Origin of the sequence: Brevibacillus composti (genome assembly GCF_016406105.1) — a bacterium.
In the GTDB taxonomy this organism is placed as follows: Bacteria; Bacillota; Bacilli; order Brevibacillales; family Brevibacillaceae; genus Brevibacillus; species Brevibacillus composti.
This window is the reverse complement of the sequence record NZ_CP066308.1, coordinates 1,116,587-1,143,201: the sequence shown is the minus strand read 5'-3', so window position 1 is coordinate 1,143,201 and position 26,615 is coordinate 1,116,587. Positions and strand designations below refer to the sequence as shown.

The following is a 26,615-nucleotide window of genomic DNA, read 5'->3' as shown; positions in this document are numbered from 1 at the left end:
CTTTTGTCGATAAAAAATATAAACGGATGAGCGGTTCTGTGAGGGAATAGTCAGGTTTGTTATAGAAATCGCGGCTGCGGGGAGAAGAAGCCGCGAATCCAACATCCATGAAAAAGAGACCACGAAGGGTCTCTTTATTATTTCATATCCAGACGGAAGGCCGCCAGCGATTCCCGCAGATGGCCGGCCAATGCCGTCAGTTGATCGGCCGAAGCCGCGATCATTTCCATCGCCGCGCTTTGCTCCTCGACTGCGGCTGAGATGCTTTGTACGCCTGCTGCTGCCTCTGCCGATGCGGCGGATACCTCCTGGGCAAAGGAGACGACCTGCTGCGCATCCGGCGCGATTTTGGCAAACGCCTCCCGAACGCCTTCCATCTCCAGGGAGACTCGCCGAATATTATCCTCGATCTGCTGAAACAGCGCACCGGACTTGCGGGCCGTAATGGATCCGTCTGTAACGGTCCGCCTGCCTTCCTCCATTTTCTCTACGGCAGCCGTGATGCTGATCTGCACATCGTTGATCATCGCGACGATCTGCTGGGCTGCCGCGTTGCTCCCCTCCGCCAGCTTGCGAACCTCGCCCGCGACGACCGCAAATCCCCTGCCGTGTTCGCCCGCTCTCGCCGCCTCGATGCTGGCGTTGAGCGCGAGCAGATTCGTCTGGCTGGCGATATCGGTAATCGCTCCGGTAATTTGCGAAATCTCGCGCGAACGCTGTTCCAACGCGTGAATCACCTGGGTCGTGGCTTCGACAGCGCCCTGGATGCGGTCCATGCTCTTCACGACCGCTTCGATCGCTTCCCGTCCTTCTTCGGCGTGACTTCTCATTTCCCGGGAGGAGATCGCGACCTGCTCCACGTTTCCGTTTACGCCGGTGACGGCTTTGGTCAAGTTTTCCGCCAAATAGACGGTGTGGCCGAGCTGATCCACCTGCCGGTCTGCGGAAGTGGCCACCTGATCGACCACCTCGACGATTTGCTGGCTGGACGAGGCGATCTCCCCCGTATTGCCGTGGATTTCCTTCACGGACTCTGTCACCGAATACGAGGCATTTTGCACCTGCAAGAGAATATCGTTCAGTTGATCCCGCATGGCAAACAGCGAGCGGGCCATTTCCCCCAGCTCATCCTTTCGCTTCAGGAGCGCCGGAGGCACCGCACAGGTGAAATCCCCCTGCCCGATCCTTCTCGCCACCTGCAGCATGCTGGCGAACGAGCGGCGCAGCCAGGCGGCTGTGGCTGATGCGACGATGACGATCAGAATGAGGACGATTCCATTAAATACGAGGATGCCATTGAGTATCTTATTGGGCCCGGCCATGATTTCCGACATGTCCATCTCCGCCAGAATCGCCCAGGTCAGCTTGCCCACTTTCACCTGGTCATAGGAGACCAACACTTCCTCGCCGCGCCAGTCCGTCGACTGTACCGTGGCTGCCGTCTGATTGGAGAACAGCACCTGATCGGCAATCTCCGTATCGACCTTCACCTGCAGCAGCGTCGACTCTCCGCCCGCATTTTCCAGCTCGGTCCGCATCAGCTTGTCTTGCCCGATCAGATAGACCTTGCCCGTCGTGCCCAAACCTTCTCTCCGGTTCAACTGCCGGGAGATATAGTCGAGGGGGACTTCGGCCGCCAATTGACCGATGACCGTCCCCCTGTCAAAAATCGGCACGGACATAAACAGCGCCGGAATATTGCCGGACGGCCCGTATCTGCTTACGTCCGAGAGCTCCAGACTAAGTCCCTTGGCTGCCTTCTGCACCGTCTGGCCCAAAACGGAACCGCTCTCGGGACCATTCATCAGATTGGTCCCAAAATCATCCTGCTGCTTGGTTTGGAAGATCACATCTCCTTTTTCATTCAGCAGATATGCATTGGCAAACCCGTACCGGGCTACTTCCATTTTCAGTTCTTTTCCTTTGTCTTGCTCGACTTCCTGATAGGCACTCGATTGTACGCCTTCTTGCCAGACAGTATCAAAGACAGGCACCGCTTCAATGACAGCACCGGATGCAGCCAGCGTCTCTAGGTTTTTGGAGCGTTCGCGAAAGAAGTTCTCCACCTGTTCTTTATTGCTGTTTCGAAGTGCTTCCAGCGTGGCTGCGCTTCCCTCTAACAGTTCCCGTTTGGTCTGGGAATAGGAGAAAACACCTGCTGCCGTCAGCGGCAGGATTCCTGCCAACAACAAAGCGATCAGCATCCGAGCCCCTAGTTTCATTGAATTGCCCCCTTATGCCTCTTTTTTCTGGTTATATATTTATCGGAATTATGAGAACTAAGAACATAGTACCAGAAAAACAAGAGGAATAGGGACCTGAATTTTCCTAATTTTCCGTTTCGCAAATCATGGCGATTTCATCGCACATCGGCAGTTTGGAGCAGTTGATGCAGTCTTTCCACACCTTTTGGGGCAGCGTCTCTTTGGCGACCACATGGAAACCGCACTTTTCAAAGAACTCCTTTTGGTAGGTTAAGGCCAGAGAGCGCTTAATGCCCAAGTCCCGGCACTGTTGGACCAGATGGAGAACCAGCTGTTTTCCGACACCCAGCCCTTTGGCCCTCTCCGCAATCGCCAGAGAGCGGATCTCCGCCAGGTCTTCCCATAGTATATGAAGCCCGGCGACGCCAACGACGTGCTCGCCATCATGGGCGACGATAAAAGATTGGAGATGTTCGCATACAGATAATTTTGTCCGCGGCAGCATCAGCCCTTGCTGTGCATATTGATTAATAATCTCGAGCATTTGATCCACATCCGCCATCGTCGCAGAACGTACAGTCACCGCTTTTGTAACCGTCATTTTATCTCCTCCACACCAGCTATCCGCAGTCATATTAGAATTAATATTTATTCATTATAGTATATAAATATACATTCGCTTGTGTAAGAAGTCTATCCTTTTTTCAGCCATCTTTTTTGTTTTTTTGCGGGGGAGTGTTTTTTTTGCCGGAATCAGTTGTGCTATAATCTACTGTAACAGAAAAGGAGGTGTCTTCCTTTTGACGACACGCAGAGAACGAAAAAAGCGGGAAACCCGAGAAAAGATCTTTAATGCCGCTATCAAACTATTTAAACAGCACGGGTTTGAAGCCACCACGATCGACATGATTTCGGAAGAAGCCGATGTTGCCCGCGGTACCATTTTTCTTCATTTCACGTCAAAGGAAGCAATCCTCGCGAACTGGGGATACGAACGGCTTCATGAAATTGAGGAACGCCGGGACGAATGGGATTATGGAGACAGTTGCAAACAAAAGGTGCTCCGCATCTACAAGATCATGAATGAAGTGAATATCCAAAATTACGACTTCATCAAAGTGCTGGTGGAGTCCTCGATGAAGCACAGGAAAATCCTGGAGAACGAAAAGAACGTCTACTACGAGTTGCGTCAGCTTTTTGCGGACTTGATCGAGGAAGCGCAGGAACGAGGACGGCTGAAGACCAGGTTCAATCCGCTGGTGGCCGCCAATATGCTGGAGAATATCTACTACAATGCCCTCTACGACTGGGTGCGGAACGAAGGGGCATGGGCGCTGGAAGAAATTATGGAAGAGAAGGTCTCGATCGTATTTGAAGGGCTGGACGCAGATTGACCTCATGCGTTCCAGCCCTTCACACCTTTCCCAAAAGCCTGTCTATTTTGCCGGGAGAAAAACCTTCACACAAGTCCCCTTTCCCGCTTCACTCTGAAACTCCAGTCTTCCTCCCATCGCCTCCACGATTCTGGAGGTAATCATCAAGCCCAGACCGGTCCCCTTTTCCTTCGTGGAGTAAAAAGGAAAGCCGACCTTCTCAATCTGAGCCGCGGTCATGCCTTCTCCCTGGTCTTTGATGGCTATGACCACGTAGTCCATGCTCCGCCTCGCCTCGATCTCCAGAATCCCGCCATGCGGCATCGACTCAATCGCGTTTTTTATCAGATTCAAGAGGGCCTGCTTGATTCTGACATCGTTTCCGCAGACGTACAATCCGGCTTCGGTATTCACCTGAATTTCCACTTTATGTATTACGGCATAGGAAGAAATCAGCGCCGTCACGTCCGTCACAGTGACCGCCATGCCGACTTTCCCCGAAGTCTCCGCCTGCGGCTTGGCCAGGCTTAGATAGTCAGAAATAATATACTCGGCCCGATCCAATTCGCTTAGCACCAGCTCCATATACTCCCGGCTCGTTACGTTCCCGTCCTCCCGCATCAGCTGTATGAAGCCTCTCACAACTGTCAGCGGATTGCGCACCTCATGGGCCACACTGGCGGCGAGCTCGCTGATCAGCTTCAGCTTTTCCGCCCGCACCAGCTGTTTGCGGATCAAAATGGATTCGCGAATAAATTCCAGGAGATAGATATAGAAAACGGCGGCCAGGATCGCCACGATGGAGAATTTCGACAGCGACTCCAGACGAATTACTGCGGTTTCCAGCGGAATATCCTTGAGGCTGTAAACGAGTATGATGGCGAGCAGAGGACGCTCAGCGAACTGAGCAGGGTCAACAAAAGGGTGCCCTGGGACCGGTTTTCTTTCGGCCTGTCCAACCATATGCTTTTGTACAATAAAGCAGGCACCATTATGATAAGCAGTTGCAGCAAGATATCCTTCACAATCAACATGGTGGGCCCCTCATCCATTCTTCATTTTTTCTCTATTTTTTCAAGCATAACACCTGCCGATTTAGACGTGAAGGAAAGTTTTCCAAAACACATCCCGGAAGGAGGTTTTCCTTGCGGAGACAGGGACATTTCCCTATGATGATGAAGACAGCCTGTTTTTTTGAAGAGCTTGGAGGTTAGAACATACACATGCGAAACGGTATCAAACGTGAAGATATTGAGCTTCTCGCTCCCGCCGGAAATTGGGAGTGCCTGAAGGCCGCAGTCGCCAATGGGGCAAACGCCGTCTTTTTCGGCGTGGAAAAGTTTAACGCCCGGGCTCGCGCCGAGAACTTCCAGATGGCGGAGCTCCCGGAGATCATGGCTTTTCTGCACATGTACGGAGTCAAAGGCTTTTTGACCTTTAACATTCTGGTTTTTGAAAATGAATTGGAGGATGCCCGCGAGCTGGTGGAGGCTTGTATCGACGCCGGGGTAGACGCCCTGATCGTCCAGGATCTGGGCCTGGTCAAACTGATTCGCGAAATCTCTCCGGACTTCCCGATTCACGGCTCCACCCAGATGACCATTACCTCTCCGGAGGCGGTGGAATTCACGAAGCCGTTCGCGATCGAGCGCGTCGTCCTCGGACGGGAGAACTCGTTAAAGGAAATCAAGGTGATCGGCGAGAAGGCCAAGCTGCCGATGGAGGTCTTCGTCCACGGCGCGCTCTGCGTCTCCTATTCCGGCCAATGTCTGACCTCGGAGATGTGGGGCGGCCGTTCGGCCAACCGCGGCGAATGCGCACAGGCCTGCCGCCTACCGTACGATCTGATCGTAGACGGCGTGCAGCGCGATATGGGCAATATCGCATACCTCCTCTCTCCCAAGGATCTGGCGGCAATCGAACTGGTTCCCGAGCTGATTGAGGCGGGCGTCACTTCTTTTAAAATCGAGGGGCGTCTGAAATCCCCCGAGTATGTGGCGAACGTCGTCAGCAAGTACCGTGCGGCGATCGACCGCTATTTTGCCGGCCAGGATATCCCGCCGAGCGAGCAGGACATCCGCGAGCTGCAGCAAAGCTTTTCCCGCGGATTTACCACCGGATTTTTGGAGGGAACCAACAACAAAAAGCTGCTGGACGGCTCCTTCCCGAAAAGCCGCGGCGTCTTCCTCGGCACCGTGAAAAAGGTCCTGAAGCACGCGGTGCTCGTCGAGCTGTCCGCGCCGCTCAAGCGCGGGGACGGGATCGTCTTTGACGCCGGCGACCCGACGCAAAAAGAAGAAGGCGGCCGCGTATACGACCTGCTCGTCCGCGGGCAAAAGGTAGAAGGCGAAGTGAGCAGCGGTCTCTATGAAATCGTCATGGGCCGCAATGACGTCAAGCTGCAGCGGGTGCACGTCGGCGATCGCGTCTGGAAGACGAGCGACCCGGAGCTGGACAAGCGGCTCCGCAAAACATTTGAAACGGACAAACCGTACCGCACTTTCCCGCTCGCCGTTCATGTGAGCGGTCAGCTCGGCCAAAAGCTGTCCGTCACCTGGGTGGACAAAGAAGCCAGCAATGCCGTCACCAGCCAATCGGATCTGGCGCTGGAACAAGCGCTGAAACGCCCTCTGACGAAGGAACTGCTGCTGGATCAATTGGGCAGGCTGGGCGGCACGATCTATCGGCTGGAGGAAAGCGATCTGTCGGTTCACCTGGATGGCGAACTGATCCTGCCTGTCAGCGAGCTGAACCGGATGCGCCGGGAAGCCGTCGAGCAATTGCTGTATTTGCGCTCCAAGCCGCCTGTCTACCGGAAAAACAAAGTGGACGCATTCGCGGATGTGCCGCGGCGCCAAAAGGTGGACCAGCCGCTTTTGACCGCGCTTTGCCGTTCGCTGGAGCAGGTGGAGGCGGCCGCGCAGACGGATGTCGACTTCCTCTACGCCGATTTTGAATTCGTCAAGCAGTATCCCGATGCGGTCAAGCTGGCGCATCGCTACGGCAAGAAGATCGCGATCGCGACGATGCGGATTCACATGCCGGATGAGAACGGCGTCCTCGCTCTGATCGCCAAGAGCAAGCCGGACGCAATCCTGGTGAGAAACACCGGCGCGCTGCACTATTACATGGCCCGCAGAGGGGAGCTGAATATCCCGCTGATCGGCGATTTTTCGCTCAATATCGCCAACCACAAGGCCGTAGAGCTGTTCCTCGGCTGCGGTCTGGAGCGGGTCACTCCTTCCTACGATCTGAATATCCAGCAGATGGTCGATCTTTTGGAAAAGGCGGATGCTTCCAAGATGGAGGTCGTGATTCATCAGCATATGCCGATGTTCCACACCGAACACTGTGTCTACTGTACGTTCCTCAGTCCGGGGACGGACCATACCAACTGCGGTACACCCTGTGAAACCTCACGCGTGTCGCTGCGCGACCGGGTCGGCTTCTCTCACCCCGTCCGCGTCGATACGGGCTGCCGCAACACCGTGTATAACGCGATCGATCAGTCCGGCGCGGAATACCTGGGTGAATTTCGCAAGCTGGGGGTAGGCAGCTACCGGATCGAATTTTTGGAAGAAGAGCCTGCGCGTGTCCAGGAGGTCATTCAGTTGTACCGCCAAGCACTGCGGGGCGAGGTAAGCGGAACCCACGTATGGCGCTCGTTGAAAGCTACCAACCAGTTGGGGGTCACACGGGGGCAGTTGATCAAATAGAGAGGAGCATCATACCATGGCAGATTTGAACCAGCCGACAGCGGAAAACCTGGCGACCCTCGTCGAGGGCATCAAGGCGAAGTTGAACATGGCCAATACCGCTGTCATGAGGCCGGAGGATTTTGACCTCGCACACTACGAAGACCTGCTGTATCTCTACAACATGGTTCAGAAAAAAAGCAGCTTCAGCATCAATGAGATGACCGCAATCGTGGAAGAGTTGGGCAGCATGCGCAAACAGCCGTAACAGCTGCAGGAATACGCCTCGTCTTCCGCGAGCGTGCGTGCGCCCCGCATCTCTTCCGAGAGAAGGCGCGACTGCAAAAATCGGGTAGGGGGCTACCCATTAGTTGAGTAGCCGACCTCCCACACCACCGTACGTACCGTTCGGTATACGGCGGTTCCTTAGTTCACGCAGTCACTTGTCGATAATAATCTGAGAAGAAAAGAAATCCGAGGCCTTTAATGGTGTTGTTATCGAGGGCTTTCGCGAGGATGGGGCTATTGGAGATTCTCCAGTAGCTCTTTCTTGTATTTGCGTATTCCCATGCCTTGAACTTTGGGATTCCAAACGAGATCAGCTTTTCGAATTTTGTCCTTATTCGTTTCCATTGTTTCCAGTAGATCATTCGAATCCTTCTTCTCATCCATTCATCCGTTGTTTGGAGCAGGTTCTTCATATCCGCAATCTTGAAGTAGTTGACCCATCCCATGATATAGCGTCTGAGCCTTTCGGCTCTCTCTTCATTTCCCATGCCATTGCTTCTTGCGGTTAGTTCCTTCACTCTTGTTTTCATTTTGGCGATGGATTTGGGATGGATGCGGACTTTCACTTGCCCTCGTTGGTTGTAGAATGAGAATCCCAGAAACTTCACTCGAATGGCTAGGTCCACCACGGTTTTCTCCCGATTTACTTTTAGGAACAGCTTCTTTTCAATGTAGGGGAGAATGTTGGTTAGTGTCCGTTCGGCACTTCGTCTGCTCTTGCAGAAGATGAGTAAATCATCTGCGTATCGCACAAACTTGTGTCCTCTCTTCTCCAGCTCCTTGTCCAACTCATTCAGCATGATATTACTGAGAATTGGACTCAGATTCCCGCCCTGCGGTACGCCGACTTCTGTTTCCTCAAACTTGTGCTTCACGACAACTCCTGCCCGAAGATATTTATGAATTAGTGAAATGACTCGTCCGTCCTTAATCGTTCTTGAGAGTACTTCAATGAGCTTGCTTTGGTTGACGGTGTCAAAGTATTTCTCTAGATCCATATCCACAACATAGCGGTAGCCTTCCTGAATATATTGCTGGCTGCGCCTTATGGCTTGGTGGGCACTTCGTTTGGGTCGGAACCCGAAGCTGTTGTCCGAGAACTGTTGCTCATAGATCGGCGTGAGCATTTGTGCAATTGCCTGCTGGATTACTCGATCAACCACCGTTGGGATGCCCAGGTTTCTTTTCTTTCCGTTCTCTTTTGGGATTTCTACCCTTCGAACGGGATTTGGGCGATATCTGCCCGCCAGGATTTGTTCCTTGATGGTTTCACCGTTTTCTTTGAGATATTGTAGAAGTTCATCTACGCCCATCCCGTCGATTCCGTGTGAACCTTTATTCGCTTTGACTCTTTTGAACGCTTCGTTCAAATTGTCTCTGCTTATGATTTTCTCAAGTAACCTTTCCTTCGACTCGTTTGCGTTGGTGTCGTCGGTTTCAGCTATCCTCTCAGGAACGTGCACTCCCGCATATCCTTCGTGTTCCGCACTATTCTTTTGCGGTGAGCCTTCCGTTGGAAGTTGGCTGCCCTTATCTCCTGTTTCGGTAACATTCATTGACGACCACCTCCTAAGGTTCAGCCCTTCCCTCAAGCCGTCGACTGCTCGAGGTACTATGGCGTCTGCTGACTTCTCATGATAAATCTTGTTTCAACCGTGATTCGAATGTCATCTTCTCACGTCCATGAGACCTCCCACGGTAAGACGACTCACTTTCCTCCCATATACCCGCATCATTTACACCGGAATGTCCGTGTAGTGTATTGGACTTTGCTTTGTCTCGCAAGCTTGTCCCATTCCATATGCCTGATGATGTTCGTGTTCCTCGGGCCGGGATTTTGCCTCCAGCTTCCTTCAGATTCCACCTCACGGTGGACACCCTTGCTCTTGGCTAGTGGTTGGCCACTACCAGCCCCCACAGCGGACTTTCACCGCCTAGTTAGTCGCCATGCGTGGCGCACGAAAAGGAGCCTCCTGCCCTGACGGGTGGGAGGCTCTGTTTTTACTGATTGCAAAAGATAGCAACTCCTCTGTTTCCCCGCCCGCTACTGCCGAGCATCAGGCTCTTGCGGACGCCCTGCCTTATCCCCGCCGTCCCTTCAGTTCCCCTTCCGAAGCTGCGACCACCACAGCCGCCGAAGCGTCTCCGATGACGTTGACGGACGTGCGGAACATATCCAGGATCCGGTCGACACCCGCAATCAGGGCAATTCCTTCGAGGGGCAGCCCGACGGACGTCAGCACCATCGTCAGCATGATCAAACCGGCCCCAGGGACTCCCGCCGTCCCGATCGAAGCCAGCGTAGCCGTCAGAACGATGGTCATATGCTGCGCAAAAGAGAGGTCCATCCCGTAAAACTGGGCCACAAACAAAGCGCATACGCCCTGATACAAGGCCGTGCCGTCCATATTGACCGTCGCCCCCAGGGGCAGCACAAAGCTGCTGACCCGTTTGGAGACGCCCAGGTTGTTTTCGACGTTCTGTATCGTAACAGGCAGCGTACCCGAACTGCTGGAGGTGCTGAAGGCGATCATCCCCGCCGGAGCGATTCCTTTAAAGAATGTCAGCGGATTCATTTTCGCGAAGAGCTTTACGCTCAGCGAGTAGATGATGGCCGCATGAAGGATGCAGCCAATCGCGACGCCGAAGATCACCTTGGACAGCGGCAGCAGTACGGCCAGCCCGTGCTTCCCGACGATGGGCGCCACCAGCCCGAAGACGCCGATCGGCGCAAACTTCATGACGATGTTGGTAATTTTGTACATCACTTCGGCAAACTGCTCAAACCATGTCTGAACCGCCTGTGCCTTCTGCCCCACCATGGAGATCCCGATTCCGAGGAAGATGGCGAAAAAGATAATTGGCAGCATGTCTCCCTGAACCAGCGCGGCAATCGGATTCGTCGGCACGATGGCCAGCAGCGTGTCGATGATGCCCGGGGCTTCTGCCGCTTCCGTCTTGGCCGCTTCCGGTTTCAGCTCCAGTCCGCTGCCCGGCGACAGGACGGTAGCGATCAATAGTCCCAGTATCACAGCCAGTGCCGTGGTCGCCAAATAGTAGACAATCGTTTTTCCGCCCATCCGGCCCAGCTTTTTGATGTCGCCCGTACTGGCCACCCCGGTAACCAGAGAAGCCAGCACCAAGGGGACGATAATGAACTTGATCAGGCGAAGAAACAAATCCCCCAGCGGCTTGACGACTTCCGCACCCGGCCCCGCGATGATTCCTACAATAATGGCGATAACAAAGGCGACCAGAATTTTGGTAACGAGATTCATCTTCCATAATCTGTTCATCTTGACCCTCCTTTCGATTCTAAGAAAAGCCCCCTTTCTCTAAAGCTATGCGCGGAGATGCGAGAATAGGTCAGTATAAAAAGACCTATCTAGGCGCGTGGCCGCAAAGAGAAGAATCGTGCTCGCCATCCAGACGAATCATTTTATGGTAAAATATCACTGCGGTCTTTACTGAATGGCATGACATTGCATGGTGGAGGGATAAATTGTGGTATATGTCGCACTGCTTCGCGGAATCAATGTAGGCGGAAATAACAAAATCGATATGAAGCTGCTGAAAAAGGCAGTCGAACTATATCAATACAGGCAATATCATGTTTGTGAGTAAACATATCCACTCCAAAGCAGACTAAGACGCCCTGCCATAAATCACGCCTGGTACTGGATGAGAGAATTTAGTGATTGACAATGCCTGCCCGCACTTCTGCCTTCTCCTCCGGCTCGGACCGCTTGCAGCCTTCCTTCCACAACAGGTAGCGAATACTGTCCACGAGGGCCTCCCAGCTCGCCTCGATCACGTTGGTCGAGACGCCCACGGTGCTCCATTTCTCCCCATTGCGTCCGGATTCGATCAGCACGCGGACTTTTGCGGCTGTGGCGCCGCTCTCGTCCAATACCCGAACCTTGTAGTCTGTCAGCTGCATCTCCGCCAGACAGGGGAAATGCGTTTCCAGCGCTTTGCGGAGCGCATTGTCCAGCGCATTGACGGGACCGTTTCCTTCGGCCGCCGTATGGACGAGCTGTCCATTTACCTGCAGCTTCACCGTAGCCTCCGACAAAATGGCGCGGTCTCGCGATTTTTCCATCAGTATTTTAAACGAATCCAGCGTGAACAGCGAATCGAGCTTGCCGCCTGCAGCGAGCAGCATCAGCGACAGGGATGCCTCGGCTCCTTCGTACTGATACCCCTGGAATTCGCGCTCCTTGATCTTCTGGATAATCTCCCGGGCTTCCTGTTTGTCCAGCTCCACATCGATGTCCAGTTCATCGGTCTTGGCCAGCAGATTGCTTTGCCCCGACAGCTCGGAGACGAGCACCCGCCGCTTGTTGCCGATTCTCTCCGGTTCGATATGCTCATAGGTTTTCGGATCTTTGAGCACGGCGCTGACGTGAATGCCCCCTTTGTGGGCAAAGGCGCTGTTGCCGACGAACGGCTGGTTGTTTGGCATCGCCATATTGGCTACCTCTGCGACGAATCGGGACAGCTTGGTAAGCTGCTGCAGCTGCTCATCCTCGACGCAGCGATAGCCCAGCTTCAACTGCAGATTGGGGATTACCGAGATCAGATTGACATTGCCGCAGCGCTCCCCGATGCCGTTAATCGTCCCCTGCACCTGCTCAGCCCCCGCTTGCACAGCCGCGATCGCATTGGCCACGGCCAGCTCGCAATCGTTGTGGGGGTGAATTCCCAGCTGTACCTGCAGGCTTCCTTTTACCGTCCGGACGATGTCATAGACCTCATGCGGCAGACTGCCTCCATTCGTATCGCACAGCACCACCCAGTCTGCTCCCGCCCCTTCGGCCGCCTCCAGTACGCGCAGGGCGTACAGCGGATTGGCCTTGTAACCGTCGAAAAAATGCTCGGCGAGAAAAAGAACGGTCAAGCCCTGCGACTTGAGAAAGCTGACAGAGTCCGCTACCATCCGCAGATTTTCTTCCAAGGTCGTCTTTAATGCGTCGGTCACATGCAAATCCCACGACTTGCCGAAGATCGCCGCTGCTTTGACGCCGCTCTCCAACAGCGCCCGCAGGTTGTCATCTTCCGAAGCAGCCACATTCGGGCGACAGGTGCTTCCGAATGCCGTGATCGTCGCATGCTCCAGGGGAATCTCTCTCATTCTCTCAAAGAAAGCCATATCCTTTGGATTGCTGCCCGGCCAGCCGCCCTCGATAAAATCGATGCCAAACTGATCCAGCCGAAGCGCTATCTTTACCTTGTCCTCCACGGAAAGACTGACACCCTCTCCCTGCGTGCCATCCCGCAGAGTGGTATCATACAGGCATACGTTTGGTTTCATTTTTTCTCCACCCCATAAGCTTTTGTCTATTTTTCAGAATCTTCGCTGTATTCTATGGTTTGACGCTTCTCAGTATACCACAGCCCAGGGGGAAAGAAAATGAAATGTTTCTCCCATGAGAGCTTATGTACACAGGGAATGGACAAAGGCAGCCGTTTGTCCGATCGCAGCGTCCAATTGCGGGGTCGTTCCCGTGAACGGATGCTTCGTATTATAGGTATGATCTCCCCCCTCGATCCAGTGCAGTTGACCGTTCCCGGCCGCTTCCGCCAGGCGCTTTGCCCCTGTCACCAGCCGCTCATAATCCTTGGTTCCCTGGATGATGCACAGCGGCTTCGACATCTTCCGAACTTTGGCAATCAGGTCATAGGCCTCACGGTTTTGGTCCACGTCGCTGATCACTACCCGGGTGATTGGCATCTGCTGGCCTGTCCGGGCGTTTGCCACATAGCCCACTCCTTTTTCGGCGATCTCCTGTCTCAGCCTGGCGTCAAACAGGTCCACATGGGCAATTCCGTTCCAGGTGATGATCCCCTTGACCCGCGGGTGGTCCGCTCCGAACAGGATCGCGTCCCCTCCTCCCTTGCTATGGCCCATCACAAACAGCTTGCCCGGATCAAAAAAGCTGGCATACGGATTCTCCTCCGCCGTAATCCATGCGGTCAACGCCTCCAGATCGGCCAGTTCGCGGGCATAGGTATTGCGTCCGAATTTTTCCAGCTCATCAAACTCGGTTACGCTCTCGCCTACACCGTTGCAGGAAAAGTTGAACCGCAGGACAGCCACCCCTCGGTCCGCGAGCTGCTCCGCCACATGGGGGAAGCTGCCCCAGTCCTTAAATCCCTTAAAGCCGTGGCAAAAGATCAGCAGGGGTTGGTGCGGGTCTTGCTCCCGCGCGTGAAAGTCTCCCCGGATGACCAGATCCTGGCCCACAGGAAGAGCAAATGATGATTTCATCTGGCAAACACCTCATTTGCAAATGGTTTCTCCCTCTCATTATGCGCTGATTTCCTGCGGAATTGAAGCCCGGCGAAGCTTGTCCCACCAGATGATTCCTTGTCTCCCTTGCCGTTTGCCCCATGAGCAGAAAGAAACCGGGGTATACGAGCTTACTTTTTTTCCAGACGCCCGTATATCCCGTCACTTCTGCTCGGGCTACGCCTTTATGTGGTTACGAGCAACTCCCTTTCCGACTGATCTTTCTTGAGCAGGTAAATGGCGTATTCCAAGGGTCTTCGCACAGAGAGCAGGTAGCGGTCAAACTGTTCCAGCTTGCGGAAAATGTCGCGTCCCGGCTTGGGGTTCATTTCGATCAGCCAGACGCGGCCGTCTGTGTCGATCCCGAGATCGAAACCGAATTCCATCATCGGGCCAAAATGTCTCTCCAATACTTCCACCGTATCCAGCGCGAGCTCCCTGCACTGGTGAATAATCATTTCTGCCCGCTCCTCGCCAAAACGCTTGACCAGGAACTGCCCGGCCCGGACGGCCTTTCCGCCCCCATGCAGATTGGAGGTCGAGGAGTTTACGGGGCCGATGCGGATCCCCATACCTGTCAGGCGCCATTCGCCTTCGCCGTCCTTCTGGGCGAGCAGACGAGCATCCACCGTCCGCTCCGGGAGCAGATTCAGATCGAGGCCCTGCTGCAAGAAAAAGAGTTCGCTTCCCTGTTTCTCCTTCTCGACCCAGATGGCAACCCGCCTGCTCAGCGCCGCCAAGCCGCTGACCACCTCCTGCCTGACGACCTGCTGCCGTGTCCGGCCGAAGAGGAGGTAGCGGTCCGCGCCGCGCCGCTCGATGCGCAGGATGCTCCTTCCTGCCGTGCCGTTGGTTGGCTTGACGTACAAGATGGGATGCCGTTTGCACATGTGCTCCAAGCTTTTCCGGCTGAACTGCACCGTCTCCGGCAGCCACTTCCTCAGCCCCGGTTCTTGCTCCAGCAGCTGATGAACCCGAAATTTATTCGCGAAGCGGTTATTGGCAAAGTAAAAGAGGCTGCTTTTGCGAATCGGCAGATAATGTCTGTGCTTTTCAACCGGATAATAGCGATAATAGTCGATAACGATGTCGGGCCATTCTCGCCACTGACACGTCCACCTAGCCCCAGAAGGTTCAAAGCCTCTGATCCGGAAATGCTCCAAATCTATGTCCTGAGGGGAAAAAACGTAAATCTCGACCCCCATGGCCTTTCCCTCTTGGACCAGGCCTCGCAGAAAAAACGGATTCCCAAACCCTTTGTCTCCCCGGTACGTCAAAATACCGATTCGTTTCTTCACGTATGGCAACACCCGCTTTCCTCAGCATCCAACTTAGCCAATCCTCCTCACAGCTTATGTCCACCAACGGAAAAAAGCGCCATATCCGCATAGGGACAGACGCCTTTTTTGCATCGAACATGCCTTACTTTTGGATTCGCTCGTATAGGAAAAACGTATGCGGAATGGGATTTTTCTCGTCGACGACCCCTTCTCGCTTCCACACCAATTGAAAATCGGCCGGGTTCCACTCCGGGAAAAACGTGTCTCCCTCTGTCTCCAGGTCAATTTCCGTAATATACAGGCGATCCACATCGTCGAGAAATTGCCGGTACAGTTCGGCCCCGCCAAAAATGATCACGTCTCCGAGTGCGAGCACCTCCGCCTTGGAATGGACGACTTCGACGCCCTCCGGCGAAAAATCCCGGCTGCGGGTCAGCACGACATTGCGCCGATTGGGGAGTGGCTTGCCGATGGATTCGAAGGTTTTCCGGCCCATCACGATTGTTTTTCCGGTCGTGATTTCTTTGACATGCTTCAGATCAGCCGGCAAATGCCAAGGCATGGATCCCTTCCAGCCGATCACCCGGCTGCGGGCGTAGGCCACGATCAGGCTGATCATACGGATACCTCCCCTTTGATATGGGGATGCGCGTCGTAGCCCACGATCTCAAAATCTTCGAAGGAAAAGTCGAAGATCGAGGTGACCGCAGGATTGATCTTGAGCTGCGGCAGCGGCTTGGGCTCGCGGGAGAGCTGTTCCTTCACCTGCTCCACGTGATTGAGGTAGATGTGGGCATCTCCGATCGTATGAACGAAGTCTCCCGGCTGAAGTCCGGTCGCGTGCGCCATCATATGAGTCAGCAGCGCATAGCTGGCGATATTGAAGGGCACGCCCAAAAATGTATCGGCGCTTCGCTGGTACAGCTGGCACGACAGCTTGCCCTCGGCCACGTAAAACTGGAACAGCAGATGGCAAGGCGGCAGCGCCATTTTGGGCAGCTCCGCGGGATGCCAGGCGCTGACCACGAGACGGCGAGAGTCGGGATTCCGTTTGATTTCGTCCACCACCCACTGGATCTGGTCGACAGCGGCTCCGTCCGGCCCTTCGAACGAGCGCCACTGTTTTCCGTACACCGGTCCCAGCTCCCCGTTTTCGTCGGCCCACTCATTCCAGATGCGCACGCCGTTCTCCTGCAGGTAGCGCACATTGGTATCTCCTTTTAAGAACCACAGCAATTCGTGGATGATTGATTTGATATGCAGCTTTTTGGTCGTCACCAGCGGAAATCCTTCGCTGAGATCGAATCGCATCTGGTGACCGAACACACTGATGGTCCCCGTCCCGGTGCGATCATGTTTGGTCACGCCTTCCGCCAGAATCCGGCGGCACAGGTCCAAGTATTGTTTCATGGATCATTCCCCCTACCCGTTTCCTACCCATCTATAGTAACCCAAACCGGGCTTCGTGGGGACATGTTTTCTTCTACTATTCCGCGATGCCCGCAGAGCCGCGTCCGCGCATCGGGGTGAAGCATCCCCGCACCAAAAAAAGCCGTCTGCTCCTCACGCGGAGCATCCGGCTTCCCATTCAGATCGGCCTGCAGCTATTCGTTTGTCAGGCGGGTGACATTGGCCGCCTGGAGGCCACGTTGGCCGTTGACGATGTCAAAGGTGACCATTTCGCCTTCTTCCAGATTGCGGTAGCCGCTGCCGCTGATCGCGGAGTAATGCACGAACACGTCCGGACCATCCTCCCGCTCAATAAAACCATACCCTTTTTCCTTGCTGAACCATTTCACTTTCCCTTGCATGGTGATTTCCTCCCTGTCTTGAAAACAGCTTCGCTTCCTACCCCATCATATGCCGCTCGGGAGGAGGTGGAGACAAAAAGGATCACTGTTTTTTCATTTTGTTTAAAACTCGCAAGCTTTCGACTTCCCAGCCCACCCAGCTTTTCTGTATCTCCCTTCCAGGGGGAATGTTCTGCTCCGTAATAATTTATTTCCACAGGAAAAAGTAAATCCCCGCCATTTGCGCATCATAAAAGAGAAAAGGCTTTCGATCGACCTTATCCCATTTTGGCAAGGAGTGCTTACCTTTATGGATCTGCAGCTACTTACTACCATCGTCATTTACATGCTCGGCATGCTGCTCATCGGTTACTACGCCTACAAGCGCACGTCCAATCTGACCGACTACATGCTGGGCGGGCGGACGCTGGGGCCTGCCGTTACGGCATTGAGTGCCGGGGCCTCGGACATGAGCGGCTGGCTGATGATGGGGCTTCCCGGAGCGATGTTTGGTCAGGGGCTCAGTGCCTCGTGGATCGCCATCGGTCTGACGCTGGGCGCTTATGCCAACTGGCTCTACGTGGCGCCTCGCCTCCGCACCTATACCGAGGTGGCCAATAACTCCATCACCATCCCTGCCTTTCTGGAAAACCGCTTCGGCGACAAATCCCGCATCCTCCGTCTGGTATCCGGGCTGGTCATCATGATCTTTTTTACCTTTTACGTCTCCTCCGGCCTCGTCTCTGGCGGTGTGCTGTTTGAAAACACGTTTCACATGTCTTATCACACGGGCTTGTGGATCATCGCCCTGGTCGTCATCGCCTACACGCTGTTTGGCGGCTTTCTCGCCGTGAGCTGGACAGATTTTGTGCAAGGGCTGATCATGTTCATCGCCCTCGTGCTGGTCCCGCTGGTAACCATACTGCATGTGGGCGGATTGGGCCCGGCTTTCAGTGAAATCCGCGCGATTAACCCGGCCCTGCTGGACATTTTCAGAGGAACCAGCCTCCTCGGCATCATCTCGCTGTTTGCCTGGGGACTGGGCTACTTTGGCCAACCGCACATCATCGTCCGCTTCATGGCGATCTCTTCGGTCAAAGAGATCAAAAAAGCCCGCCTGATCGGCATGGGCTGGATGATCTTCTCGATTGTCGGGGCGATGTTTACCGGGCTGATCGGGATTGCCTACTACTCGAAAAAGGGATTGACGCTGGCCGACCCGGAGACTGTGTTTATCGAGCTGGGGAAAATCCTCTTCCATCCCCTGATTACCGGCTTCCTGTTGGCCGCGATTCTGGCGGCGATCATGAGCACCATCTCCTCCCAGCTGCTGGTCACCTCCAGCTCGCTGACGGAGGATGTCTACAAAACCTTTTTCCGCCGCTCCGCTTCCGATCAGGAGCTGGTCTTTATCGGGCGGCTCTCCGTGCTGCTGGTTTCGCTGGTCGCCCTGTCGCTGGCCTATACCAAAAACGACACCATCCTCGATCTGGTCGGCTATGCCTGGGCGGGCTTCGGCGCTTCCTTCGGTCCGCTGATTCTGCTCAGTCTCTACTGGCGGCGCATGACCAGATGGGGGGCGCTGGCCGGGATGGTGGCGGGAGCCGTAACCGTCATTCTCTGGACGCGGTCGGAGGCGCTGAATGATCTCTTGTACGAGATGGTTCCCGGTTTTGCCGCAAGCCTGCTGGCTATCGTCTTGGTCAGCCTGCTCACCCAAAAGCCTTCCGGGGAGATCCAATCACAGTTCGACCGCTATCGCAACCTGACCGAATAGATAGAGAGGCAAAGGGCTACCTCCCCTCTGGATGAGATGGGTTGCAGCCCTTGTGTGTTAATGGACATCTGTTCGTGAAGAAACTAGGTGAGGACCATCTATTTCTCCAGCAGCTCCCGGATAAATGCCGGCAAGGCGAAGCACTGGCGCAATACTTCCTCATTTGCGTAGCGCGCTTTATGAGAAAAACGGATTCGCTCCGGCTCGGTCAGCGGCTGCTTGGAGCCGATCGTAAAGCTCCAGAGCCCTCCCGGGTAGGTCGGAACGACTGCCGTGTATACATTTCGATAGGGGAAAACCTCTCCGATTCGCTGGTAGGTCTGCAGCATGACATCCTGGTGAAAAATCGGCGACTGGCTTTGGCATACCATCAAGCCGCCCTCGTTCAGCGCAGTGTGCAAGCTCTTGTAAAAGCCGGGCTCAAACAGCTGCTGCGCCGGTCCCACGGGATCCGAAGAATCGACGATGATGACGTCATACTCGCCCTTCACCTTTTTCGCAAAGGCTACGCCGTCCGTGTAATGGTAAGCGACGCGAGGGTCGGACAGCTTCCCAGATACCTCCGGCATGTACAGTTTGCTGGCCCGGACGACTGCCTCATCAATCTCGACCAGGTCGATCCGTTCCACTGTATCGTACTTGGCGACTTCCTTGGCTGCACCACAGTCTCCTCCGCCGATGATCAGCACCTTGCGGGGGTGCGGATGCAGAGTCAGGGGAACATGCGCAATCATTTCATTGTAGATATGCCCGTCCATGGACGTGGTCTGCACGACACCATCCAGTACGAGCATCGGACCGAAGTCGACCGAGTCCAATACCATGACATGCTGAAGGGGAGTGGTTTCTTGAAACAGAATGCTTTTGATTCGGTAACTGATTTTCAAGTTATCCCTTTCATCTTCGGTCAACCAGAGCTTGTCCTCTGAAGCGTGCAAATACTTTGGCAACCGTACCATTTTCAACCTCCCAAAAAAGATAATCATTTCCATTCTATCAGAAGAATGGGGTTCTGTCCCGCTTCCTCCCTTCTCTATCAGGCAAAAGCAGGAAACCAAGCCTTTGCGAGCCTTTTGATCCCCTCCGCGATATCCTCTTCCCGCACACCGCCGAAGCCGACGATGATGCGGGGAAAAGCTGTCTGCCGGGTGGAGACCCAGCTGCGGGAAGTCGGAAAGACCCGCACGTCCGCCCGGGCGGCGGCCTCTACGAGCTCTGTCTCCGCAAGCGGCGTCCGGACTTCCAGCAGGATGTGCAATCCAACCGAATGGCCGAGGATGCTCACTTCCACGGGCATATGGGCACGGATCGCCTCCACGAGCAGCCTATGCTTGCGCTGATAGATGGTGCGCATCCGGCGAACATGTCGTTCCGGGAGGATCTGGACCAGATCTACTACTGGCATTACGAAGCGGAGGATCGGGAGCATCTTCGCTGGAACGGCCCTTACAAACCGCTGGAGCCGCTTACCCGGGAGCAATTCCGCATGCTGCCCAAATACCAGGAGGAGCTGTCCGTGGTCGGCACGGCAAGCCCCCGCCACGGCCTGATCATCGAAATTGACGGAGAGCTGAAGGGAAGCGTCGGCCGCTACTGGGTCTCCGAAGTGACGAACTGGTTTGAGATCGGCATCGTGATCTACGACTCCCGCTACTGGTCAAACGGATACGGCAGCGAAGCCTTCCAGATGTGGATCGACTATTTGTTCACCCATATGGATACGGTCCGGCTGGGGATCGGCACCTGGTCAGGCAATGAACGGATGATCAAGCTCGCCCAGCGTTGCGGCATGATCGAGGAGGCGCGTGTGCGTAAAGCCCGCATCGTCCGAGGGGAATACTACGACGCGATCAAGATGGGCATTCTCCGCGAGGAATGGGAAGCGCGAAAAAACGCTCAGGAGGCCTGAGCGTTTAACGTTTTGTTTGGAATCCTTATTCGGTTGCGAGGCTGGCGCCGATCCGATCCAGCTTCGAGGTGAGCTCGTCCAGATCCAGACTCATATCCAGCGCGGCAAAAATTCCGGTGAAATAGGCTTCGACCTGCTGGGCCACCCGGCTCCGTTCTGCTTCCACGACTTCGTGCAGCAGTTCGGAAAACTGGCGATCCAGCTCCGCGCTGCCGTTGCCGAGGTAAGCTGTGACCGGTTCCTGCAAGCGTTTTTCCAAATCCTCGCGCAGCTTGCTTTTGCCGTCCTGCTCAAAGAAATCTTTGGCATTGCGGAACAAGGACAGCGCCGGCTGCAAGGCAGACATCGGCACCGGCAGCTCGTCGGCGAACGTAAGAGTCTCCACCGATCGGGGCTGATACGGTGCGAGCGCAAGTCCGGCTGCGTGCTGCTGCACATTCCGCTGCCAGTGCTGCAACAGCTGCACTCCTTGCTTGTTGAGGAATTTCTCCAGTCGCAAGGTGGTCGCCCGCAGCTCCTGTGCCAGGTCGTAGCAGATGGCGCGCAAGAGATCGGCGAGGCAGCCCTGAAGCGCCTGCTTCATGTTGCGGCCGTCTTCTTGCAGCACAGCCGGGTTGAAAGCGGCGTTGACCAGTTCGTTGAAGCGGAAGAAGAGACGCTGCCGGATGTAGTAGACCAGCTCCTCCCGCTCCTTCTGCAGGTCGCGCTCCGCCGACGTAATCGACAGCGCCTCCACGGCGGCCAGCGCGGCTTCACGGGCATCGGAAGCGGCCTTCCTCTGCGCCTCCCGCTCCGACTCGTCGGCCTGCGCCATCCGGATAAATTCGGACAGGGTGCTGTGCGCCCGGCGAATCTCTCCCATGGCGGCATTGACGGCGATCTGGGTCAGCTCCTCCAGCGTAAAGCGCAGGAAGTCCTGCTCAAACCGGGCCATTCCGGAGAGACGGAACGCCTCTTCCGCCGGGACAAGCGGCTCTCCTTCGGCCCCTCCGGTACGCTGCCGGTACAGCTTTTCCGCCGAGGCGTTCAGCTTGCCTGCCTCGTGCATGCGGGCCAGCAGCGCCGTCTGGCTGGAGACGGGGTAAATCCGCGGATGGCGAATGCCGCAGGAGAGCAGATTTTTCTCCACGTGGCTGATCACGCCGGCCAGCTCTTCCTCATTGGCGGCCAGGTCGGCCGCGTTGACGAGGAAAAACATCTTATCCATGTCAAAGGTGTCTTTGACCCGCCCCATTTGCAAGAGGAACTCGTGGTCCGCCTGCGAAAAGGCGTGGTTGTAATAGGTGACGAACAGCACCGCGTCCGCATTTTTCATATATTCAAAGGCAACGCCGGTATGGCGGGCATTGATCGAGTCTGCCCCCGGCGTGTCGACCAGCACGATCCCCTGATCGGTCAGCGGGCAGGAGTAAAAGAGCTCGATATACTCGGCAAAGCAGGCCTTTTCCTCTTTGGCGACAAAGCCTTTGAAGGCTTTCATGTCGACCAGCAGCTCTCCTCCGAGATGGGGAGCCATCTCGCCGAGGCCCTTGGTCACCGCGCGAAGGAAGGTGTAATGCGGCTTCGCTGTCGGCGGGATCGCGGAGATGTCGATTTTGTCCAGCTCGCGCAGCGCCTCTTCCAGCGTGGAAGCCGCCATGCCGAATACCGCCAGCGAGCGGATGACGTCCTGCTCGACAGCCTCCCGCGATTTCAACACGACGCGAACGGTGCCGTGCGGGTGCTCCTCCGTCGGCGGCATGATCTTGTTGATCGCAGCCGTGGTCGGGTTGGGCGACACCGGCAGCACCAGATCGCCCATCATGGCATTGGCAAAGGAGGACTTGCCCGCGCTGAAAGCGCCGAACAACGCTACCGTGAAACGGTTCGCCAGCAGGCGCTGGGCACGTTCCCTCATCGCCTCGGCTTGCGCTTCCATCCCGGGTACAGATTGGATCTCTTGGCTCGTCTGCAGCAGACGCTCGGCCGCAGCCGCCAGTTTCTCTCTCAGTTGATTCATGGTATCGGTTTACGCTCCTTCACGCAATATCGCTTGCAAACGCTGCCCGGCGGCCTGCTCTGTTTCGGACAGCTGCTTCAGACGGCCGTGAATCTGGGCCAGCTCGCGCAGTACCCGGAGCCGCTCTTGCAGCGCCGTCCGCTCCTTGTCGGTCTCCTGTTGCAGCATCGCGGTCACCCGCTCAATTAGGCCGAGCCCGGCGCGGCGGTATTCAGCCTTGATGCCGTTGGACAAGTCCGCACAGTAGTTCATCACGTACTCTCTCGTGCTCGCTCCACCTTTTACCTGCGATGCGAGGAATTCGGGAGTAATTTCGATCGTCGTGGCATAGACAGCCTGGTGGTAGGCCTCATCGCGCAGCTCGAATTTCTCCGGAAACTTGGCTAACAGCTCTTTGAAGTGGAAGTCCAGATTGCCCGCCGTTTTCTCGCGGAGATCGGCCAGCAAGGCTTCCTGCCTGCGCTGCTTCTCCTCCTCCGTCTTTTTGCCGGCAAAAAACAGCCCCATCTTGAAGCCCGGCTTGCGGCTCTCCAGATACTGCTCGGCTGCTTCATTTGTGCTGAAATAGGTGAGACGGGCATTTTCGAGCAGGGAGCCCAGCTCTTTTTCCATCAGCTTGCGGGCCTTTTCCACGCGGCTGGACAGCTCGCTGTCAGCCTGCTCGGCCGCTTGGAGAGCCTGGGCCACTTGCTCGGGATCTCGGCCGTCCACACCGTCCAGCCGGCATTCTTCCAGCCGGTTTTCCCATTCCTGGCGGGCCGCCTGGTTGTCCCGTCTGAGCGCGAGGACATGCTCTTCGATCAGATGCTCCGCTGCGTCCTTCACGGTCTTGCTGACCAGCTCTTCGCGCTGGCGAATCAGCCGCTTCAGCATGTCGCGGAATTCCTCATACTGGTTCTCTTCATGGTCCGGCTCCGCCAGCGAGGTGTAAAAAATCCCGTCGGGCTGGATATTCCAGGTGGCGAATGCCTCTTCTACGCTTTCTTTATAACTGTCAAAATCGAGTTCAAAATCGATGTGCTTATCAATCATATTCACGACCAAATAAACCGGTTTTCCCCGGTCTTTGAGCGTTTTGGTAAAATTGAAGTTCTCCTCGGCCTGCACGTGGTTGTAGTCCATCATGTAGATGACGACGTCCGCCAGATGCAGGGCCGACTCCGTGGCGATCTTGTGCGCCGCGTCCGTCGAGTCGATTCCCGGGGTATCGAGCAGGCTGGTCTGCTCCTCCAGCAGCGTGCCCGGGTAGGAGACCTCCACCCACTCCACCGTATCGCCGTCCACCGCGAACTGCTTCAGTTTTTCCATCTCGGTGTCGGGATCAAATGTCAGCACGCCGTTGTTGTGCGTGTAAACCCGCGCCGCCTTTTCGCCTCCGCGAATCTTGACAACGTTTGCACTTGTCGGAATCGGATTGGAGGGCAGCAGCGGAACCCCCAACAAGGTATTGATCATCGTCGATTTACCGGCCGAAAAATGGCCGCAGAATGCGATATTCAACTCCACCCCGCGCGTCTTGGCCGCGAGCTGAAGCAATTTTCCCGGAGTCGCATCGTCCTTTGTCTTGTCGATCGACGACGCCATCTTCTCCAAACGATCAGCAAGCAGGGCAAAATCGGTTGCCCGCTCCATGATGTGGCTTTGCACCTGTACCATCCTCTCTCCATCTCCTACTCTACCATGCCGAATGTACCATACCTCCACCGGTTGATCAATTCTTTTGCGCGAGATTTGCCGTGGAATTGTTTGCATCAGGCGGGGCAGCTTGGTTTTCAAGGGTCACCTGTTGAAAAGAAAGACCCCCGTCGGGAACGGGGGCATTACGTTTTTTTCAAATCAGCATTTCTTTTTTCAAGAACCTTTCCTACTCCGCCAGCAAATCCGCAAACGCCTTGGCATAGGCCGGCAGATCCGGCGGCCTGCGGGACCCGACGATGTGGCCGTCTACGACCACTTCCTGATCGACCCAGATCGCTCCGGCGTTTTCCATATCGTCCTTGATCCCTGGCGTGGAAGTGGTGGTGACCCCTTTCAAGATCTTAGCGGAAGCCAACACCCAGCCCGCGTGGCAGATGTGGCCGATCGGCTTTTTGGCCTCGTGCATCGCCTGAACAAAGGAGAGCACCTCCGGATAGCGGCGCAGTTTGTCCGGCGCCCAGCCGCCCGGAACCAGCACGCCGTCGTAGTCGGCCGGATCGACGTCTGCCATCGCTTTGTCGGCGGCACAAGGCACGCCGTATTTGCCGATATACGTCTCTGCCTTCGGCCCGACCAGATGGACAACCGCTCCCTCTTCCCGCAAGCGCAGGACGGGATACCACAGCTCCAGATCCTCAAATTCACTCTCGACAAAGCAAACGACCTGTTTGCCTTTCAGTCTCATAGGGGCACCTCCATCGCTTCATGCTTTCCACTCTCTGAATACTTCATTTTATCAGAGATGCAGGCTTTGGCCAACCGAGTCCCGATCTGCGTGTGAGTCAAGCCATAGTGGGCAGGATTTTTTTGTCTCCAAAATAAGACTTCTGGTTTCCTCTTCTTGAAAGCGCTTTATTTTTGTATGATTCCTTTCTTCCACTCGATTTTTGCCTCATCCGCGAAGGGCTTTTAAGGCCAGCCCGGTAGGGCTGCTTTGATATGGCCCGTGCAACAGGCGGATCGTCCCGTTTATATAGCCTTTTGCCTGCTCTTTCACTTCCCGTAGCAAGTCCTTCACTCGGACCATTGGGTTGGGCTGTAACACTTGCTTCTTCGCTATCGCCTGGCCGCTCAAACGACTTCCCTCTTGTCGTGCCATAATGGCTCGCAACATCGCTTGTACTCCCCGTACACTCCAACTGTAGCCGCCTCGTTTGGTCCTTTTTGCCATCACCCGCATTTGCGCTTCCGCACTCCCCATTGGACGCATGCCCGTCGTGTCGATACCAGCTTCACCCAGAACCTTTCGATAGTCGATAAGATGCCTTCGATGCCGCCGTAAATAGGCCACGTATTTCCGCCATTCGTTCCGGTGCTCTTCCAGAATCTTTTCCTCCGGTACGGACTCTACTGTCGCCAGCAAGATATCCGCTTCAAAGGCCGCCAACGCCTGCCTTACCGTCTGCCACGTCTCTGGCAACTGACCCAGGAATCGGCGCAATTCTCGCGCCACATGAAAGCGATCCAGTGTGTAAATACAGCGGTGAAAGTAGGATTCGCATTCTCCAATCCAATTGGCCCCATCCCCATTGACTACGATCCATGTGTTTTCATCCATGTCGTAATGACGAACCAGAAAGTCGCCAAACCCTTCCCAGAACTCTCCCTTCGTCGTATGCAGGTAATGGCGTTTCGACCTAAGCCGCACTCGGTCCCCCTCTTGTTCCCATCCTTCGTGCACAATCGCCATTCGATTTTCCATTCCCCGCTGGCGTTGCCTCTGCAATGAGGTGTAAAGTCCATCCACTTCCACAAACAATACGCGAACCGACCTTCGGGTCGCTTTCGACACGATGGTTGATGCTTGTTCAACCCGCGTGATTAGTTTGTCCCGAATGGCCTCATGGCTCAGTACCCGATACCCCAGTAACGCTTCCAAGCGTTTTGCGCTGTCCCGGTACGAGGGGCCTTGGCTAGCAAATTCGATCGCTATCTCTTCCAAAAACGGGCTTAGCTTCTCCCGCCCGTCAAAGGCCAGCATACGATCCAACAAATACACATGTTGACCCTTCACGCGATCCTGATACAATCGCCGTTTGAATCGAACCGTACCAAAGAGCGTGTCGATCTGGACTTCTCGTTGGTCCTTCAGCCGAAAGCGTGAATGATCCCGTTGATGCATCAGATACTCGTCCAACGCTTCCAAAATATAAGCCATACCGGCAGCGAACTGTTCCTGCAACGTTCGAAACAACAACGTTTCAAGCTCTTTCATTGTGGGAAATTCCGTGGTAAACTTGCTCACAGGGTTTCTCCTCCTTGGTGTGTTTGGTTTTGGCGCTTTACACTTTACCAAGAAGAGAAGCCCTT

The 26,615-nt window shown here is 55.2% G+C and carries 22 protein-coding genes and 1 pseudogene; 6 read left to right on the top strand and 17 right to left on the bottom strand.

Annotated features, from left to right (window positions below; translation table 11 throughout):
• Positions 1–137 precede the first annotated feature (137 nt).
• Positions 138–2,222 carry a methyl-accepting chemotaxis protein gene (locus JD108_RS05960; protein ID WP_198828978.1) on the bottom strand — a complete coding sequence of 695 codons (2,085 nt, stop codon included), beginning with the start codon at positions 2,220–2,222 and terminating at the stop codon, positions 138–140.
• A 106-nt stretch (positions 2,223–2,328) separates the two neighbouring features.
• Complete coding sequence (locus JD108_RS05955; RefSeq protein WP_198828977.1) at positions 2,329–2,805, bottom strand: N-acetyltransferase; 477 nt, start codon at positions 2,803–2,805, stop codon at positions 2,329–2,331.
• A 199-nt stretch (positions 2,806–3,004) separates the two neighbouring features.
• Here JD108_RS05955 and JD108_RS05950 point away from each other — a divergent pair, with 199 nt between their 5' ends.
• Positions 3,005–3,598, top strand: coding sequence for a TetR/AcrR family transcriptional regulator (locus JD108_RS05950; protein WP_198828976.1), 594 nt, complete (start codon positions 3,005–3,007; stop codon positions 3,596–3,598).
• A 42-nt stretch (positions 3,599–3,640) separates the two neighbouring features.
• Here JD108_RS05950 and JD108_RS05945 read toward each other — a convergent pair whose 3' ends face one another.
• Entirely contained in the window at positions 3,641–4,540 is a 900-nt protein-coding gene (locus tag JD108_RS05945) for a sensor histidine kinase (protein WP_198828975.1), read from the bottom strand.
• A gap of 260 nt (positions 4,541–4,800) precedes the next feature.
• On the opposite strand from JD108_RS05945, the gene JD108_RS05940 reads away from it, so the two are divergent.
• Together JD108_RS05940 and JD108_RS05935 are read left to right on the top strand one after the other, a co-directional pair.
• Positions 4,801–7,293, top strand: coding sequence for a U32 family peptidase (locus JD108_RS05940; protein ID WP_198828974.1), 2,493 nt, complete (start codon positions 4,801–4,803; stop codon positions 7,291–7,293).
• A gap of 16 nt (positions 7,294–7,309) precedes the next feature.
• On the top strand, positions 7,310–7,540 hold the full coding sequence (locus JD108_RS05935; RefSeq protein WP_198828973.1) for a DUF1128 domain-containing protein: 231 nt from the start codon (positions 7,310–7,312) through the stop codon (positions 7,538–7,540).
• Positions 7,541–7,703: 163 nt separating this feature from the next.
• Here JD108_RS05935 and ltrA read toward each other — a convergent pair whose 3' ends face one another.
• Both ltrA and JD108_RS05925 read right to left on the bottom strand, forming a co-directional pair.
• On the bottom strand, positions 7,704–9,116 hold the full coding sequence (gene ltrA / locus JD108_RS05930; RefSeq protein ID WP_198826346.1) for a group II intron reverse transcriptase/maturase: 1,413 nt from the start codon (positions 9,114–9,116) through the stop codon (positions 7,704–7,706).
• Between the two features lie 525 nt (positions 9,117–9,641).
• Positions 9,642–10,856, bottom strand: a complete 1,215-nt coding sequence (locus JD108_RS05925; RefSeq protein WP_198828972.1) for a dicarboxylate/amino acid:cation symporter — start codon at positions 10,854–10,856, stop codon at positions 9,642–9,644.
• Positions 10,857–11,064: 208 nt separating this feature from the next.
• Here JD108_RS05925 and JD108_RS05920 point away from each other — a divergent pair.
• Positions 11,065–11,185: pseudogene (locus JD108_RS05920) on the top strand (DUF1697 domain-containing protein); the annotation flags it as partial.
• A 66-nt stretch (positions 11,186–11,251) separates the two neighbouring features.
• On the opposite strand, the gene cimA reads toward JD108_RS05920, so the two are convergent.
• The 6 genes from cimA to JD108_RS05890 form a co-directional block, all read right to left on the bottom strand.
• The gene (gene cimA / locus JD108_RS05915; RefSeq protein ID WP_198828971.1) at positions 11,252–12,874 is read right to left on the bottom strand and encodes a citramalate synthase; all 1,623 of its coding nucleotides are present in this window, start codon (positions 12,872–12,874) and stop codon (positions 11,252–11,254) included.
• Between the two features lie 123 nt (positions 12,875–12,997).
• On the bottom strand, positions 12,998–13,831 hold the full coding sequence (locus JD108_RS05910) for an alpha/beta hydrolase (RefSeq protein ID WP_198828970.1): 834 nt from the start codon (positions 13,829–13,831) through the stop codon (positions 12,998–13,000).
• Positions 13,832–14,037: 206 nt separating this feature from the next.
• The gene (locus JD108_RS05905; protein WP_198828969.1) at positions 14,038–15,150 is read right to left on the bottom strand and encodes a YheC/YheD family endospore coat-associated protein; all 1,113 of its coding nucleotides are present in this window, start codon (positions 15,148–15,150) and stop codon (positions 14,038–14,040) included.
• 124 nt (positions 15,151–15,274) lie between these two features.
• Positions 15,275–15,751, bottom strand: a complete 477-nt coding sequence (locus JD108_RS05900) for a dihydrofolate reductase (protein ID WP_198828968.1) — start codon at positions 15,749–15,751, stop codon at positions 15,275–15,277.
• Positions 15,748–16,542 carry a thymidylate synthase gene (locus JD108_RS05895; RefSeq protein ID WP_198828967.1) on the bottom strand — a complete coding sequence of 265 codons (795 nt, stop codon included), beginning with the start codon at positions 16,540–16,542 and terminating at the stop codon, positions 15,748–15,750. Before JD108_RS05895 ends, JD108_RS05900 begins: the two co-directional genes overlap by 4 nt.
• 194 nt (positions 16,543–16,736) lie before the next feature.
• Entirely contained in the window at positions 16,737–16,943 is a 207-nt protein-coding gene (locus JD108_RS05890) for a cold shock domain-containing protein (protein ID WP_198828966.1), read from the bottom strand.
• Between the two features lie 289 nt (positions 16,944–17,232).
• Here JD108_RS05890 and putP point away from each other — a divergent pair, with 289 nt between their 5' ends.
• The gene (gene putP, locus JD108_RS05885; RefSeq protein WP_198828965.1) at positions 17,233–18,699 is read left to right on the top strand and encodes a sodium/proline symporter PutP; all 1,467 of its coding nucleotides are present in this window, start codon (positions 17,233–17,235) and stop codon (positions 18,697–18,699) included.
• A gap of 98 nt (positions 18,700–18,797) precedes the next feature.
• Here the strand turns inward: putP and speE are convergent, their stop codons facing one another.
• Both speE and JD108_RS05875 read right to left on the bottom strand, forming a co-directional pair.
• Positions 18,798–19,658: a polyamine aminopropyltransferase gene (speE, locus tag JD108_RS05880; protein WP_198828964.1), complete on the bottom strand. Its 861-nt coding sequence runs from the start codon at positions 19,656–19,658 to the stop codon at positions 18,798–18,800.
• Positions 19,659–19,735: 77 nt separating this feature from the next.
• A complete protein-coding gene (locus JD108_RS05875; protein ID WP_198828963.1) occupies positions 19,736–20,053 on the bottom strand; it encodes an aminotransferase-like domain-containing protein in 318 nt (105 codons plus the stop codon).
• Between the two features lie 9 nt (positions 20,054–20,062).
• Here JD108_RS05875 and JD108_RS05870 point away from each other — a divergent pair, with 9 nt between their 5' ends.
• On the top strand, positions 20,063–20,608 hold the full coding sequence (locus JD108_RS05870; protein WP_228728325.1) for a GNAT family N-acetyltransferase: 546 nt from the start codon (positions 20,063–20,065) through the stop codon (positions 20,606–20,608).
• A gap of 25 nt (positions 20,609–20,633) precedes the next feature.
• Here the strand turns inward: JD108_RS05870 and JD108_RS05865 are convergent, their stop codons facing one another.
• From JD108_RS05865 to JD108_RS05850, 4 genes are all read right to left on the bottom strand, one after another.
• Complete coding sequence (locus tag JD108_RS05865) at positions 20,634–22,607, bottom strand: dynamin family protein (protein WP_198828961.1); 1,974 nt, start codon at positions 22,605–22,607, stop codon at positions 20,634–20,636.
• A gap of 9 nt (positions 22,608–22,616) precedes the next feature.
• Positions 22,617–24,263, bottom strand: coding sequence for a dynamin family protein (locus JD108_RS05860; protein WP_198828960.1), 1,647 nt, complete (start codon positions 24,261–24,263; stop codon positions 22,617–22,619).
• A 208-nt stretch (positions 24,264–24,471) separates the two neighbouring features.
• The gene (locus JD108_RS05855; protein ID WP_198828959.1) at positions 24,472–24,990 is read right to left on the bottom strand and encodes a type 1 glutamine amidotransferase domain-containing protein; all 519 of its coding nucleotides are present in this window, start codon (positions 24,988–24,990) and stop codon (positions 24,472–24,474) included.
• A 207-nt stretch (positions 24,991–25,197) separates the two neighbouring features.
• A complete protein-coding gene (locus tag JD108_RS05850) occupies positions 25,198–26,550 on the bottom strand; it encodes an ISLre2 family transposase (protein WP_198826639.1) in 1,353 nt (450 codons plus the stop codon).
• Positions 26,551–26,615: the final 65 nt, after the last annotated feature.

Excerpts from the sequence above, each read along its gene's own strand:
- JD108_RS05875 (WP_198828963.1), bottom strand. The coding sequence starts at position 20,053 with ATGCGCACCATCTATCAGCGCAAGCATAGGCTGCTCGTGGAGGCGATC.
- JD108_RS05865 (WP_198828961.1), bottom strand. The coding sequence starts at position 22,607 with ATGAATCAACTGAGAGAGAAACTGGCGGCTGCGGCCGAGCGTCTGCTG.
- JD108_RS05895 (WP_198828967.1), bottom strand. The coding sequence starts at position 16,542 with ATGAAACAATACTTGGACCTGTGCCGCCGGATTCTGGCGGAAGGCGTG.
- JD108_RS05900 (WP_198828968.1), bottom strand. The coding sequence starts at position 15,751 with ATGATCAGCCTGATCGTGGCCTACGCCCGCAGCCGGGTGATCGGCTGG.
- JD108_RS05960 (WP_198828978.1), bottom strand. The coding sequence starts at position 2,222 with ATGAAACTAGGGGCTCGGATGCTGATCGCTTTGTTGTTGGCAGGAATC.
- JD108_RS05870 (WP_228728325.1), top strand. The coding sequence starts at position 20,063 with ATGTCGTTCCGGGAGGATCTGGACCAGATCTACTACTGGCATTACGAA.
- JD108_RS05940 (WP_198828974.1), top strand. The coding sequence starts at position 4,801 with ATGCGAAACGGTATCAAACGTGAAGATATTGAGCTTCTCGCTCCCGCC.
- JD108_RS05925 (WP_198828972.1), bottom strand. The coding sequence starts at position 10,856 with ATGAACAGATTATGGAAGATGAATCTCGTTACCAAAATTCTGGTCGCC.
- JD108_RS05955 (WP_198828977.1), bottom strand. The coding sequence starts at position 2,805 with ATGACGGTTACAAAAGCGGTGACTGTACGTTCTGCGACGATGGCGGAT.
- JD108_RS05945 (WP_198828975.1), bottom strand. The coding sequence starts at position 4,540 with ATGGTTGGACAGGCCGAAAGAAAACCGGTCCCAGGGCACCCTTTTGTT.
- JD108_RS05890 (WP_198828966.1), bottom strand. The coding sequence starts at position 16,943 with ATGCAAGGGAAAGTGAAATGGTTCAGCAAGGAAAAAGGGTATGGTTTT.
- putP (WP_198828965.1), top strand. The coding sequence starts at position 17,233 with ATGGATCTGCAGCTACTTACTACCATCGTCATTTACATGCTCGGCATG.
- JD108_RS05910 (WP_198828970.1), bottom strand. The coding sequence starts at position 13,831 with ATGAAATCATCATTTGCTCTTCCTGTGGGCCAGGATCTGGTCATCCGG.
- cimA (WP_198828971.1), bottom strand. The coding sequence starts at position 12,874 with ATGAAACCAAACGTATGCCTGTATGATACCACTCTGCGGGATGGCACG.
- JD108_RS05855 (WP_198828959.1), bottom strand. The coding sequence starts at position 24,990 with ATGAGACTGAAAGGCAAACAGGTCGTTTGCTTTGTCGAGAGTGAATTT.
- JD108_RS05935 (WP_198828973.1), top strand. The coding sequence starts at position 7,310 with ATGGCAGATTTGAACCAGCCGACAGCGGAAAACCTGGCGACCCTCGTC.
- ltrA (WP_198826346.1), bottom strand. The coding sequence starts at position 9,116 with ATGAATGTTACCGAAACAGGAGATAAGGGCAGCCAACTTCCAACGGAA.
- speE (WP_198828964.1), bottom strand. The coding sequence starts at position 19,658 with ATGGTACGGTTGCCAAAGTATTTGCACGCTTCAGAGGACAAGCTCTGG.
- JD108_RS05860 (WP_198828960.1), bottom strand. The coding sequence starts at position 24,263 with ATGGTACAGGTGCAAAGCCACATCATGGAGCGGGCAACCGATTTTGCC.